The organism is Parviterribacter kavangonensis, assembly GCF_056863335.1.
Map to the genome: position 1 here is coordinate 1040386 of NZ_JBXPJA010000001.1, position 12433 is coordinate 1052818.

17 protein-coding genes are annotated in these 12433 nt (G+C 74.0%); 3 read left to right on the plus strand and 14 right to left on the minus strand.

From position 1 onward, the window contains the following. Positions 1 to 21 precede the first annotated feature (21 nt). Together AC1UE4_RS05380 and AC1UE4_RS05385 are read left to right on the plus strand one after the other, a co-directional pair. Positions 22 to 945 (plus strand): alpha/beta fold hydrolase, encoded by a 924-nt coding sequence (locus AC1UE4_RS05380; protein ID WP_482916190.1) that lies wholly within the window; start codon positions 22 to 24, stop codon positions 943 to 945. 322 nt (positions 946 to 1267) lie between these two features. After that, positions 1268 to 1450: a hypothetical protein gene (locus tag AC1UE4_RS05385; protein WP_482916191.1), complete on the plus strand. Its 183-nt coding sequence runs from the start codon at positions 1268 to 1270 to the stop codon at positions 1448 to 1450. Between the two features lie 84 nt (positions 1451 to 1534). Here AC1UE4_RS05385 and AC1UE4_RS05390 read toward each other — a convergent pair whose 3' ends face one another. The 6 genes from AC1UE4_RS05390 to AC1UE4_RS05415 are packed head-to-tail and all read right to left on the minus strand — an operon-like array spanning position 1535 to position 6121. Then, positions 1535 to 2923, minus strand: coding sequence for an RNB domain-containing ribonuclease (locus tag AC1UE4_RS05390; RefSeq protein ID WP_482916192.1), 1389 nt, complete (start codon positions 2921 to 2923; stop codon positions 1535 to 1537). Between the two features lie 9 nt (positions 2924 to 2932). Further along, complete coding sequence (locus AC1UE4_RS05395; protein ID WP_482916193.1) at positions 2933 to 3268, minus strand: ArsR/SmtB family transcription factor; 336 nt, start codon at positions 3266 to 3268, stop codon at positions 2933 to 2935. 21 nt (positions 3269 to 3289) lie between these two features. After that, positions 3290 to 4075: a sulfite exporter TauE/SafE family protein gene (locus AC1UE4_RS05400; RefSeq protein ID WP_482916194.1), complete on the minus strand. Its 786-nt coding sequence runs from the start codon at positions 4073 to 4075 to the stop codon at positions 3290 to 3292. A 12-nt stretch (positions 4076 to 4087) separates the two neighbouring features. Continuing rightward, entirely contained in the window at positions 4088 to 4906 is an 819-nt protein-coding gene (locus AC1UE4_RS05405) for a rhodanese-like domain-containing protein (RefSeq protein ID WP_482916195.1), read from the minus strand. Next, positions 4897 to 5478, minus strand: a complete 582-nt coding sequence (locus tag AC1UE4_RS05410) for an MBL fold metallo-hydrolase (RefSeq protein ID WP_482916196.1) — start codon at positions 5476 to 5478, stop codon at positions 4897 to 4899. The genes AC1UE4_RS05405 and AC1UE4_RS05410 overlap by 10 nt, the downstream gene beginning before the upstream one ends. A 19-nt stretch (positions 5479 to 5497) precedes the next feature. Continuing rightward, complete coding sequence (locus AC1UE4_RS05415; RefSeq protein WP_482916197.1) at positions 5498 to 6121, minus strand: peptidyl-tRNA hydrolase; 624 nt, start codon at positions 6119 to 6121, stop codon at positions 5498 to 5500. Positions 6122 to 6148: 27 nt separating this feature from the next. Between AC1UE4_RS05415 and AC1UE4_RS05420 the strand changes: the two genes are divergently transcribed. After that, entirely contained in the window at positions 6149 to 7219 is a 1071-nt protein-coding gene (locus AC1UE4_RS05420) for an LLM class flavin-dependent oxidoreductase (protein ID WP_482916198.1), read from the plus strand. Here AC1UE4_RS05420 and AC1UE4_RS05425 read toward each other — a convergent pair. The 8 genes from AC1UE4_RS05425 to AC1UE4_RS05460 all read right to left on the minus strand — a co-directional run bounded on the left by AC1UE4_RS05425 (position 7153) and on the right by AC1UE4_RS05460 (position 12430). Beyond that, positions 7153 to 7374 (minus strand): hypothetical protein, encoded by a 222-nt coding sequence (locus AC1UE4_RS05425; protein ID WP_482916199.1) that lies wholly within the window; start codon positions 7372 to 7374, stop codon positions 7153 to 7155. The genes AC1UE4_RS05420 and AC1UE4_RS05425 overlap by 67 nt on opposite strands. 85 nt (positions 7375 to 7459) lie before the next feature. Then, positions 7460 to 7825, minus strand: a complete 366-nt coding sequence (locus tag AC1UE4_RS05430; RefSeq protein ID WP_482916200.1) for a hypothetical protein — start codon at positions 7823 to 7825, stop codon at positions 7460 to 7462. A gap of 58 nt (positions 7826 to 7883) precedes the next feature. Further along, positions 7884 to 8249 (minus strand): STAS domain-containing protein, encoded by a 366-nt coding sequence (locus AC1UE4_RS05435; RefSeq protein ID WP_482916201.1) that lies wholly within the window; start codon positions 8247 to 8249, stop codon positions 7884 to 7886. A 75-nt stretch (positions 8250 to 8324) separates the two neighbouring features. Continuing rightward, on the minus strand, positions 8325 to 9800 hold the full coding sequence (locus tag AC1UE4_RS05440; RefSeq protein ID WP_482916202.1) for a glutamate-cysteine ligase family protein: 1476 nt from the start codon (positions 9798 to 9800) through the stop codon (positions 8325 to 8327). A 21-nt stretch (positions 9801 to 9821) separates the two neighbouring features. Then, complete coding sequence (locus tag AC1UE4_RS05445) at positions 9822 to 10646, minus strand: sigma-70 family RNA polymerase sigma factor (protein ID WP_482916203.1); 825 nt, start codon at positions 10644 to 10646, stop codon at positions 9822 to 9824. A 54-nt stretch (positions 10647 to 10700) separates the two neighbouring features. Beyond that, entirely contained in the window at positions 10701 to 11390 is a 690-nt protein-coding gene (locus AC1UE4_RS05450; RefSeq protein ID WP_482916204.1) for an SOS response-associated peptidase, read from the minus strand. A gap of 36 nt (positions 11391 to 11426) precedes the next feature. Then, positions 11427 to 12221, minus strand: coding sequence for an SDR family NAD(P)-dependent oxidoreductase (locus AC1UE4_RS05455; RefSeq protein WP_482916205.1), 795 nt, complete (start codon positions 12219 to 12221; stop codon positions 11427 to 11429). Further along, positions 12218 to 12430 carry a hypothetical protein gene (locus AC1UE4_RS05460; RefSeq protein WP_482916206.1) on the minus strand — a complete coding sequence of 71 codons (213 nt, stop codon included), beginning with the start codon at positions 12428 to 12430 and terminating at the stop codon, positions 12218 to 12220. Before AC1UE4_RS05460 ends, AC1UE4_RS05455 begins: the two co-directional genes overlap by 4 nt. Between the last annotated feature and the right edge of the window lie 3 nt (positions 12431 to 12433).

Sequence of the window (12433 nt, forward strand, 5' to 3'; positions counted from 1 at the left end):
GCGCGTCGCTAGCGTCTTCACGTGCTCTCGTTCGAGGAGTGGGAGGTCGAGCTCCACGGCCATCGCGTGATCTACCGCATGGCCGGCAGCGGGCCGCCGGTGGTGCTGATCCACGGGATGCTGAACGCCTCGCGGCACTGGGAGGAGGTCGCGTTGCGGCTGGCCGACCGGTACACGGTCATCGCGCCCGACCTCATCGGGCACGGCGATTCGGCGACGCCGCGCGGCGACTACTCGCTCGGCGCGCATGCCGCGACGATCCGCGATCTGCTCGCGTCGATCGGGGTCGAGCGGGCGTCGATCGTCGGCCATTCGCTCGGCGGCGGCGTCGCGATGGTGTTCTTCTGGATGTTCCCGCAGCGGACCGAGCGGCTGGCGCTGGTCTCGAGCGGCGGGCTCGGGCAGGAGGTCAGCCCGCTGCTGCGCGCGGCCGCGCTGCCCGGCGCGTCGGGGCTGCTGTGGGCGGCGGCGCACCCGCGGCTGCTCGGTGGGATGCGCGCGGCGTCGCGGGCGCTGCGGGACCGGGGGTCCTCGAAGGCGGTCTACCTCGAGCAGTTCGTCCGCGCCGTCCGGCCGCTGGAGCCGCCGGGGGCGCGCGAGGCGTTCCTGCACTCGCTGCGGGCGGTCATCGACGTCCGCGGCCAGCGCGTCAGCGCGCGCGACCGGCTCTACCTCCTCGAGGCGATGCCGACGCTGCTCGTGTGGGGCGAGCGCGACAACACGATCCCGCTCGAGCATGGCCGAGCGGTCCACGAGGCGGTCCCCCACTCGCAGTTCGTGACGCTTCCGGGCGTCGCCCACTTCCCCCACCTCGAGGACCCGAACGGCCTCGCGAACGCCCTGCGCGGGTTCCTCGACTCGACCGAGCCGGCGCACATCGACGAGGCCGACTGGCAGGCGCTCGTCGGCGGCCGCACGCGCCGGCGGTTGCGCGCCGCCGCCTGACGCCGCACGACCTGCTGACCGGTTCGAACTCCCTTCGCGGGGTTGCGTTCCGCCGGATCGACCTGTACGGTCCGCGGACCCTCTTATGAGGGAGGTCACGCATGAAGCGACTCGCCACCACCTCCACGATGAAGCTCAACGCCGCCTCTCGCGGCGCGCGCTCCGTCGTGCGCTTCACGCGTCCGTGACCTCGCTCTAGATCGGGTCTCACGGGCGCGCCGCCCGTGACCCGCCGGCATCGCCTCGCGCGCTGCCTCCCCGGTGACCGGGCGGTCGTCGTCCACTCAGGAACGACCAACCACCACAACCGGAAGGAAGCACCGTGCAAACCGTGTTCCACAACGAGGTCCTTCGATCGACACGCCCCACCGCGCGCGTGATCGAGGGATGGCCGCCCCCGCGCAAGCACCCGCCGCCCAAGGTGCGGCCGGCGCTGGCGCTGCGCCTGGCCCGCACCGCGCGGCGCATCGACGACCGCGCCGCCTGGCGGGCCTTCGCGCCCTAGGCCGCGTCGAGAGCCGCCGCGCCGTCCGGAGACGGCGCGGCGGCCGCGCCCCGGAGATCCCGAGGGTCGCGCCGCCGCCGGAGATCATGCGGTTGGCGGCGGCGCGATCTCGAAGGCGACCTCTCGCTTCGCCGGGTCGGCGCAGGCGAGGGTGACCGTGACCTCCGCTCCGGGGTCCGGGCACGGGCCGCGGACCTTGCCCTTCACGGCGGGGTCGGTGATCTGGACCGTGCGGTCGTCGACGACGACGGCGGCGAACCGTTCGCCGACTCGCTCCGACAGGAGGACGGCCTCGACGAGGTCGACCACGCCGCGCTCGACGGACTTCGCGCGGCGGTCCGCGGCGGCCATCGCCGCCGGCAGCTCGGTGAGGGCGGCGCGGACGAACGCCGGCGGCGCCTCCCCCGCGCACGCCGCGAGGCAGCAGGCGCTGACGTAGCGGTCCTGCAGTCGCCGCAGCGGCGCGGTCGCATGCGCGTAGGGCGCGGCGATCGCGAAGTGCTCGGCCTGCTCGGGCGGTGCGCCCTCGAAGGCGGTGTAGCCGGCGCCGCGACCGACGCCCGCCGCCTCGTGCATGAGCGCGGCTTCCGCAGGGCGCGCCGGGTCGAGGCTGCGGACGAAGTCCGGGTACGACATCGCCTCCGGCCACGGCACGCCGAGCGCCAGCGCCTGGCGGCGGAGCCGGTCCAGCGATCGCTGCTCGGGCGGCGGCTGCGTGCGCAGGATGCCGACGCCGGCGCGCAGCATCAGCCGCGCGGCCGCGATGCCGGTGAGCAGCGAGATCTGCGCGTTGTGCTCCTCGGTCGCGAGCGGGACGCGGTAGTGCACGGTCCAGCCGCCGCCGTCGCGCACGACCTCCTGCTCGGGCACCTCGAGCCGCACGCCGCCGCGTTCCCTTTCCAGCTCGAGCCGCCGCTCCCCCACCTCGGCCAGCACCTCGGCGACGTCGTCCGGCACGTCGGCGTACGTGTGCTGCGCGACGCTGCGGATCTCCGCGCGGCCGACGTGGACGTCGGTGAGCTCGCCGGTCTCGTCGAGGCCGAGCGTCCACAGGATCGCCGGGCGCCACTGCTCGGCGAGGAGGCTCGCCGCGCCTTCCGAGAGGACCGGCGGATGCAGCGGCGTCCGCGTGTCGGGCGCGTAGACGGTGACGCCCCGCACGTGCGTCTCGCGGTCGAGCGCCCCACCCGCGGCGACGAACGAGCCGACGTCCGCGATCGCGTAGGAGACCCGGTGGCCGCCGTCACGCCGCTCGATGTGCAGCGCCTGGTCGAGATCCCGGGACCCCGGCGGGTCGATCGTGATGAACGGCAGGTCGCTGCGGGCCGGCCCGCGCGGAGCGATGGCCGCGGCGTGGGCCTCCGCCTCGGCCTCCGCCGGGAACGCCCCGGGCACGCCGGCCTCGCGGCGGATCGCCTCGAACCCCTCCCGCATCGCCGTCGCCGGGTCGACGCGGATCCAGCGGGCGGGCATCGCCGCAGGCTAGCCGAGCGCGGCGGCGAGCCCGTCGACCTGCTTGCGCAGGCCGCCGCAGACGAGCTCGCAGAGCTCGAACACCGACGGGTCCGCGATCTCGTAGCGCGACGACGTGCCCTGCTTGGTGCGCGAGACCATCCCGGCGGACAGGAGCACGCCGAGGTGCTTGGAGACGTTCTGCTGGGACGCGCCGAGGCGCTCCTGCAGCTCGCCGACCGTGGCCGGCCCCTCGCGCAGCTCGTCGAGCAGGCGGATGCGCATGGGTTCGCCGAGCACGCGGAAGCGCTGGGCGATCAGGCCGACCAGGGGCTCGGGCAGCGGGTGTGGGACCGGGTCGTTCACCACTTCACTGGAGTCTAGGCGTCAACTGCCCGGTACGGAGCCGATGACGGTCGCCGACACGAGCAGCCAGCCGGCGACGACCGTGACCAGCCCGGCGAACCCGAGCCCGAGCAGGCGCTGCGGCAGCTGGGCCGCGACCGCCGCGCCGAGCAACGCGCCGCCGACCGCGCCGCACGTCATCGCCAGCGTCACGTCGACGTCGATCGACCGGCCGCCGGCGACGTGGCCCAACAGCCCGAGGACCGAGGTCGCGGTGATGATCGCCAGCGAGGTGCCGACCGCGGTCCGCATCGTGAACGCCAGCGCGAGCGCGAGGGTCGGGACGATGAGGAACCCGCCGCCGACGCCGAAGAAGCCGGTGAGGAAGCCGACCGCCATCCCCGCCACGGTGTCGCGGCCCAGCCGCAGCGGCGGGCAGACCGCTCCGGGGGCGGGACCGCGGTCGGGCTCCGGCCGCTCGTTCGCCTTGCGCCACGTCGCGTGCGCGGCGGCGAGCATCACGAACGCGAAGCCCGCGATCAGCAGGCGCGGGCTCACCGCGTCGCCCGCGATCGTGCCGATGACGATGCCGGGGATCGCGGCGACCGTGAACGCGGAAGCGTGCCGCCAGCACACGCGGCCCTCGCGCTGGTGCCCGAGGCTGCCCGCCAGCGCGCCGGCGGCCACGACGAGCAGCGAGCTCGTGGTCGCGGCCGGCACGGACTGGCCGAGGAGGTAGACGAGGACCGGCACGGCGAGCACCGAGCCGCCCCCGCCGAGGGCGCCGACCGCCAGCCCGACGCCGACGCCGAGCGCGAGTGCCGCCACCAGCAGCACGCGTTACGCGACGCCCGCGCCCGCCGTGCTCTCGACCGGCCAGCCCTGCCGGCGCCACGTGCCGACGCCACCGTCGGCGACGTGCACGGCGTGCCGCGCCCCCAGCCGGGCGAGCATCGACGCCGCGATCGCGCTGCGCTGACCGGAGGAGCAGATCGCCGCGATCGGCCGGTCCGGGTCGACGCTGTCCGGCATCGAGTGCAGGTCGTGGTACGGCACGTGGACCGAGCCGGGGATGTGCGCCTCCGCGTACTCGGAGGCCTCGCGGACGTCGAGCACCTGGACCGAGCCGAGCCGCTCGCGCAGCGCGGCGACGTCGATGCGCTCGACGCGTGCAGTCGGCCGCTTCTCCTCGCGCCAGCTCGTCATGCCGCCGGCGAGGTAGCCGCCGGGCGTCGTTATGCCGACGGCCGCGCCGAGGTGCGCGGCGTGGACCGCGTCGTCGTCGTCACGGCCGACGAAGACGATCTCGCGGTCCGGCTCGGCGACCCAGGCGAGCTTCGTGCCGAAGCCCGCGCGGACGGCCGGGTTGCAGATCGCACCGGGGATGTGCGCGTCGTCGAACTGCAGGTCGGTCCGCACGTCGACGACGATCGCGCCCGCGTCGATCTTCTCCTGCACCTGGCGCGGCGTGAGCGGCTCGATCACGAGCCGGTGGGCGGCGAGCGGGCCGCGGTTCAGCGCGACGATCGCCTTGAAGTTCGGCGGCTGCGGCGCGAGCGAGCCGATCGCGCGCTCGACGAAGCGGTCCTCGTCGTCCTCGGCCAGCAGCGGGTTGTGGTCGAGCTCGTAGCCGATCGTCGACGAGACCTTCATGTCCATCCCGGGGCCGCCGCACAGCGACCCGCGAGGTGGCCGGGCCAGACCTCGCACTCGCGCGGCAGGGTGAGGAGCTTGTCGCGCAGCGAGGCCCACATGCCGTGCGCGCCCTCCTTCTTGTCGACCGCCAGGTCCGGGCGCGCGATGTCGCCGACGAAGAGCGTGTCGCCGGTGAGCACCGCCCAGGGCTCGGGCCCGCGCGCGGTGTCGATGAGGGCGAACGCCGTGTGCTCCGGCCGGTGGCCCGGCGTGTGCAGGGCGCGGACGCGGACGGCGCCGAGCTCGAGCTCCCACCCGTCGTCGAACGGCTCGTGGTCGTAGTCGGGCTCCGCCCCGCGGTGGACGTGGACCGTCGCGCCCGTCGCCGCGACCAGCCGCCCGTGACCGGACACGTGGTCGGCGTGGTTGTGCGTCTCGAGCACGTGCCGGATCTCGATGCCCATGTAGCGGGCGAGCGCGAGGTACTGGTCGACGTCGAGCTTCGGGTCGACCACCGCCGCCACGCCGGCGTCCTCGTCGCCGATCAGGTACGAGGCGCATCCGAGGTCGTCGTGGGTGATCTGGCGGAAGACCATGCCGCCGACCGTACCACAACTACGTCGTTGTGGAGTGGAGGAGCGCCACGACGGTGATCGTGCCGGGCGGGACCTCGGTCAGCCCCGCGTCGACGACCTTCGCGACGCAGCCGGGATCGGAGCACGCCCGCGCGAACCCGTCGGCGTCGGGCGCCGCCAGCGTCGCCGGGCAGCCCGCGTCGGCCCATGCGGGAACGGCCGAGGCCGCCATGACCGCCGCGTGGGCGACCTGCGCGAGCGTCTTGCCGGACGACATCGGCGCGTCCGGGTTGAGCACGTAGGTCACCTCGTCGCGCGCGAGGAGCACGTCCTCGGGAGCGGGCGACAGCTCCGTGCTCATCGCCTGGAGCCGCTCGAGCACGGAGCCGCGCTCGGACCGCCGGCGCGGCGGCAGCGCGATCACCGTCTCCCCCGCGTGCGGCTCCTCCAGCACCGCCGCCCACTGCGACGGCGACCGGGCGCGCAGGCACACCTTGCCCGGCCGGTCGCGCCACGCGGCGAAGGCCTCCGCGTACGCCGGATCCGCGGCGAACCGTCGCACGCACGCGACGGCCGCGGCGCCGACCAGCGCGGCGGCCTCCGGCAGCGCCGAGACGGAGCCGCGCTGCAGCACGAGGTACATCCGGTACGGGTCATCGGGCACGGAGGACCCCAACGCTACGTTGACTGGGTGCTGCTCAGCGTCCTCGATCAATCGCCGATCCCCGAGGGCTCGACCGGCCCCGACGCCCTCCGGAACACGATCGACCTCGCCCGGCTCGCCGACGAGCTCGGCTACCACCGGTACTGGGTGGCCGAGCACCACGGCGGCCCGTCGCTCGCCGGCCCCAGCCCCGAGGTGCTCATCGGCCCGATCGCCGCGGCAACCGCGCGCATCCGCGTCGGCAGCGGCGGCGTCATGCTCCCGCACTACAGCCCGTTCAAGGTCGCCGAGTCCTTCAGCGTCCTCGCCGGCCTCTTCCCCGGCCGCATCGACCTGGGCATCGGCCGGGCGTCCGGAACCGACCCGCTGACGACCTTCGCGCTCCAGCGCGATCGCCGCGACGCCGCGCCCGACGACTTCCCGCAGCAGCTCGCCGAGCTGCTCGCGCACCTCGAGGACGAGCTGCCCGGCGACCACCCGTTCGCGCGCCTGCCGCGCCACCTGCCCGGCCTGCCGAACCGGCCGGAGCCGTGGCTGCTCGGCTCGAGCCCGCAGAGCGCCATCTGGGCCGCGCAGCTCGGCCTCCCCTACGCGTTCGCCGACTTCATCAACCCCAACGGCGCGGACATCGCCGCGACGTACCGCGAGCAGTTCGACCCCACGGCCGGCCGCCTGCAGGCGCAGCGCACAGCGGTCGCCGCCTGGGTGATCGCCGCCGAGACCGAGGAGGAAGCGCAGCGGCTTGCGAGCAGCAGCCGCATGACGCTCACCCTCCTGCGCCAGGGCCGGCTCATCCCGGTGCCGCCGCCCGAGAAGGCGCTGCGCTTCCTCGAGTCGCAGCACGCGCCGGCGACGGGCTCGCCGCCCGGCCGCCGCGCCGTCATCGGCACGCCGGAGAAGGTCCGCGCCCGCCTCGAGGAGCTGGCGCAGAGCTACGGCGCCGACGAGGTCATCGTCGTCACGATCACGCACGACCACGGCGCGCGGCGCCGGTCGTACGAGCTCATCGCCGAGGCGTTCGGCCTCGACGGTCAGTTGCAGGTCGAGCAGCGGCCGGTCGCGCAGGCGCACTCCGGCAGCGCCGCGACCGCGGGCTGAGGCCGCCAGCGGCGCACCCACTGCAGCGCTGCGGGCTGCGTGCCGTCGGCGTGCGGCGGCCAGCAGCGGCGGGAGAGCCGGTTGACCGCGTGGCGGTCGGGCGAGGACGGCGTCGAGGCCGAGGCGACGAGCGAGGCGAGGACTTCGGGATCCATTGGAGCCGAAGGGGTACCCCACGGCCCGGTCGGACGAACTGGGCGGCCGTCCGGGTGGGCCGCCCACGTCGTCAGCCAACGTCGGTCAGGCGCGCTGCGGCACCTTCGCGATGGCGGCGGTCCACAGCTCCATCTCGCGCGCCACGCCGTCGCCCGTCATGCCGTCGACGAGGCGCATGTCGTCGACGATGAGGCCGATGTCGATCATCGCGCGGCGGAACTCCTCGCTCTCGCGGAGCGCGGACAGCTGCTCCGCCGAGCCGTGGATCTCGAAGTAGCCGCCGAGCGCGCCCGCATGCGGCTCGAGGAAGACCACGTCGAAGCTCTCGATGCGCCCATCCTGCTGCAGGCGCCCGTAGAGCCCAACGGATTCGTAGAAGACCTCCCGCGCGCGCTCCTCGCGGCCCTTCGTGGGCTCGCCCCAGCTGATGAACAGCAGACGATCGGCCATGGATGGCTCCTCGACTCGCGACCCGGGCCCGATCCCGGGCCTGTCGCGGCTCAGCCTCTCACCGGGCGGAAGGCGACGCAAGCGGCGCGTCGCGCTCGCGCACGACTGCCAGTGAGTCCAGGACGGCCGTGAGGTCGAGCAGCCGCCGCGGAGGCCCGTCGCCGGGCACGATGGCGAACGCGCCGGCGGGCGCGGTGTTGTGCTGGGCGACGATGAGCGCGAGCCCGCTGGAGTCCATGAAGGCGAGCCCCCGCAGGTCGAGCACGATCCGCGCGAAACCGAGCGCGCGCAGCTCGCGCAGCTCGTTGGCGACGGTCGGCGCAGTCGCCAGGTCGAGCTCGCCGTGCAGCGCCACGAAGACGCTCTCGCGGTCGGGAACGACCTCGATGCGCAGGTCGGCGGGCACCATCTCCGGAAGGGTCATCCGCATGAGGACGCTACGCGCCCCGCCGTCGCACCGATGACCGTCGTGTTGGCTGACAACCGTCGTGACTGAGAGTCAACCCGGCCAGGGCCACTCGTGCACGGGCACGTTGGCGTGCATGTGCTCGCGGTAGCGCACCGTCATCTCGCGCAACGCGTCCGCGCGGTCGTGGCCGGCCGCGACCAGCGACCGGTACGTGGCCGCCTGCCACGCCGCCCCGTTGCGGTTCGTCAGGCAGCGCTGCTCGATGATCGCGAGCAGGCGATCGCGGTCGGAGGAGTCGACGCCGTAGCGGTCGAAGCCCTCGCGCGCGAGCGGCAGCAGCCGGCGCAGCACGAGCTCGGTTCCCGGCACCTCCCCGGCGCCGGGCCAGAACACGCGGGCGTCGAGCCCGTCGCGGGCGGCCTGGTGGAAGTTCTCCTCCGCGGCGCTGAACGACATCTGCGACCAGATCGGCCGCTCGTCGTGGGCCAGCGCGCCGACGAGCCCGTAGAAGAACGCCGCGTTGGCCATCGTGTCCGCGCACGTCGGGCCGGCCGGGAGCACGCGGTTCTCCAGCCGCACGTGCGGCTGCCCGTCGACGACGTCGTAGACGGGACGGTTCCAGCGGTAGACGGTGCCGTTGTGCAGGCGCAGCTCCGGCAGCGACGGCGTCTCGCCGCGGGCGAGCATCGCCTCGGGCTCCTCGGCGTCGCACAGCGGCAGCAGCGCGGGGAAGTACCGGACGTTCTCCTCGAAGAGGTCGAAGATCGAGGTGATCCAGCGCTCGCCGAACCAGACGCGCGGGCGCACGCCCTGCGCCTTGAGCTCCTCCGGGCGCGTGTCGGTGGCCTGCTCGAACAGCGCGATCCGTGTCTCGCGCCACAGCTCGCGGCCGAAGAAGAACGGCGAGTTCGCGCCGACGACGAGCTGGATCCCGGCGATCGCCTGCGCCGCGTTCCAGTACCGCGGGAAGTCGGCCGGGTCGACCTGGTGGTGCAGCTGGACGCTCGTGCACGCCGCCTCGGGCGCGATCGTGTCGGCGTAGGTCGAGAGGTGCTCGATGCCGCTGATCGAGATGTGGAGGTCCTCCCCGCGCGCGGCGAAGATCTGCTGGTTGAGCAGCGCGTAGCGCGGGTTCGCGCTCAGCGCCTCGGCGTTGAGGTGCGCCGCGTCGACCGTCGGGAGGATGCCGATGATCATCATGTGCGCGTCGTCGCCCGCGCGCTCCTCGGCGTGGTTGAGGCTCGAGCGGATGCCGTCCTCCAGCGCGCCGAGCGCGCCGGCCTCCAGCCGCGTGGGAGCGATGTTGATCTCGACGTTGAACTGCGCGAGCTCGGTCTGGAAGTCGGCGTCGGCGATCAGCTCGAGCACCTGCGCGTTGACCATCGCCGGATCGCCCGCGGCGTCGGTGAGGTTCAGCTCGATCTCGAGGCCGATCGACTTGGGGTCGGCCTCGAACTGCCGGTCGGCGAGCATCGTCGCGAAGACCTCGAGGCAGCGCAGCACCTTCTCCCGGTACCGGCGCCGGTCGTCCCGCGTGAACTCGGTGGCCGCGACCTCCTCGCCCATCGTTCGCGGGATGCTCGCGGTTCAGGCGACGAGATGGAAGAGCGCGGCGTCGTCGTCGAGCGCCGTGCGCAGCGTCTTCTTGGTCTTGCCGTGGATCTGGCAGACGCGGCTCTCGGACACGCCGAGCACCTCGCCGATCTCCGCGAGCGTCAGGTTCTTGACGTAGAGCAGCACCGCGATCTCGCGCTCGCGATCCGGCAGCTTCGCGAACGCCTCGCGGAACCGGTCCTTCGCCTGCACGGTCGCGGCGTGGTGCTCGGGGTCGAGCCGGACGTCGCTCGAGGCGATCGTGTCGCCGCGCTCGACGTTCGTCTCGTCGTCGGACAGCACGACGGCGTTGAGCGACGTCACGTCGGACTGGGCGATCTCGTGGCGGCGGCGGCGCAGCTCGTCGAGCGAGACGCCGAGCGCCTCCGCGAGCTCCTCGCGGTGCGGCCGGCGGCCGTGGATGCCGTTGAACTCCTCGACGGCCTTCTCGATGTCGCGCTCCCACCGGCGGACCGAGCGCGGCGCCCAGTCCTGGCGGCGCAGCTCGTCGAGCACGGCGCCGTGCACGCGGGTCCAGACGTACTGCTCGAGCGTCGCGCCCTTCTCGGGGTCGTAGCGGTCGATCGACTGGATGAGCGCCTCGAGGCCCACCGAGATGAAGTCCTCGGCCTCGGCCTCGGGTGGCATCTCGCGCACCTTGCGGTAGACGATGAACTTCACCATCGGCGCGAGCGTGAGGATCAGCCGGTCGCGCGTCCGGGGGTCGTTCAGGCGCGAGTACTGGCGCCAGAGCTTGTGAAGCTCGTCCGCGCGGCGCTTGCGCGCAGCCGCGGAGGAAGGGGCGGTCCCCGATGACATCGGACGGTTGCTACCCCACCGCTCGCACCACTACACGGTGCGACGGATCGCGGGTCATCCGAGCAGCGAGAGCTGGCCCTCGCCGGCCTTGTTGAGAACGGGCGACACGGGCGAGACCGTGATGGAGCCGTCGGCGAGCGGGCGCACGAGCTCGAGCGCTCCGTCGAGGTCGACCGCCGGATCCAGCCACGCCCCCTCCGCATCCGGCCCGTCCAGCACTGCCGGCATGCGGTCGTGCAGAACCGCGGCCTCGCGGTTCGCCGCCACCGTCACGATCGTGCACGACGCGACGGGAGCGTCGGCGTCCTTCGGCCGTTCGGCGCACCACAGCCCCGCGAACGCGAACGGGCGGCCGCCGTCGAGCTCGTGCAAGAACGGCTGCCGCGGCTGCCGCGGCGCCTCCGGCTTCTGCCACTCGAGCCACCCGTCGGCGATGACGAGGCAGCGGTGCGCGGCGTCGCCGGCCAGCGTTCGCCACGTCGCGTGGGAGCGCAGCTTGTCGTCGCGCGCGTTGATCAGCGGGCGCATGCCCCGCAGCGTCGCCCACGTCGGCGCGAGGCCCCAGCGCAGCAGGCGCGCCTCGCGCGAGCCATCCTCGCCGCCGACGACGGCGACGACCTCCTCGGTCGGGCAGACGTTCGGCCGGCCGAGCGCCTCGCGCGGGATGCCCCCGCGCTCGTCGAAGCTGAACCGGATCCCCAGATCGGTGGCCCGGTCCGCGCGCACCGTGTACCGCCCGCACATGCCAGCGAGACTAGTGCGGCGACCGGTCGCCTCGACCTAGTCCTGCGCGCCGGTCTTCGTGACCGCGGCCTTCGCGAGCTGCCCGCCGCTCATCCGCCGAAGGAGCCCCGGCGCGAGCGCGCGCAGCATCGGGATGAGCACCCACGGGCGCGGGACGTAGACCTCGCCGCGCCGCTTCAGCGCGGCGTCGGCGATCGCGCCGGCGGCGGTGTCGACGTCGGACACGAGCCAGCGGGTCGCCGCCTTCGCCGTCAGCTCGTTCGCCGGGAAGCCCTCGGTCTTGATGAAGCCGGGCAGCACGAGGCCGACGTGCACGCCGTGCGGCTTCTCCTCCGCGTACAGCGAGTCGCTCCACCCCGCGAGCGCGAACTTGCTCGCCGAGTAGCCGCCGGCGCCGCCGCGCGCGACGCGGCCGGCGACGCTCGAGACGTTGACGATGGCGCTCGGCGCCGACGCGCGCAGCAGCGGCAGCAGCGCCTCGGTGACGCGCACCTGCGCGTCGAAGTTGAGCTCCATGTGCCGGTGGACGTTCTCCCAGCCGCCGTCGGCGAACGTCGACCGCCACGATGAGCCGGCGTTGTTGACGAGCACGTGCAGCGCGCCGCCGTGGCGCTCCTCGACGTGGGCGCGGATGCGGGCCGGCCCGTCGGCGGCGGTCACGTCGACCGCGACGTACGTCGTGTTGCCGCCGATCGACGCGGCGAGCTCGCGCAGCCGGTCCTCGCGCCGCGCGACGAGCACGAGCCGCGCATCCGGCACGCGCGCCAGGCGGCGCGCCGCCGCCTCGCCGATCCCGCTCGAGGCGCCGGTGACGACCATGACGCGGCTCACGGCTGGCGGCCCTTCTCGCGCTCCTCGTCCTCGCTGCGCCCGACGGCGTAGAACGCGATCGCCATGGCGCCGATGCCGCCGAGGCCGAGCGCGACGAAGCCGATCACCGACGCGGTGGTCAGCTCGTCCGAGACGGTCAGCAGGACGATGCCGGCGACGATGAGGACGCCGCACGCGACGGCGAGCGGAACGGGGACGTGCTTGAGCACCGG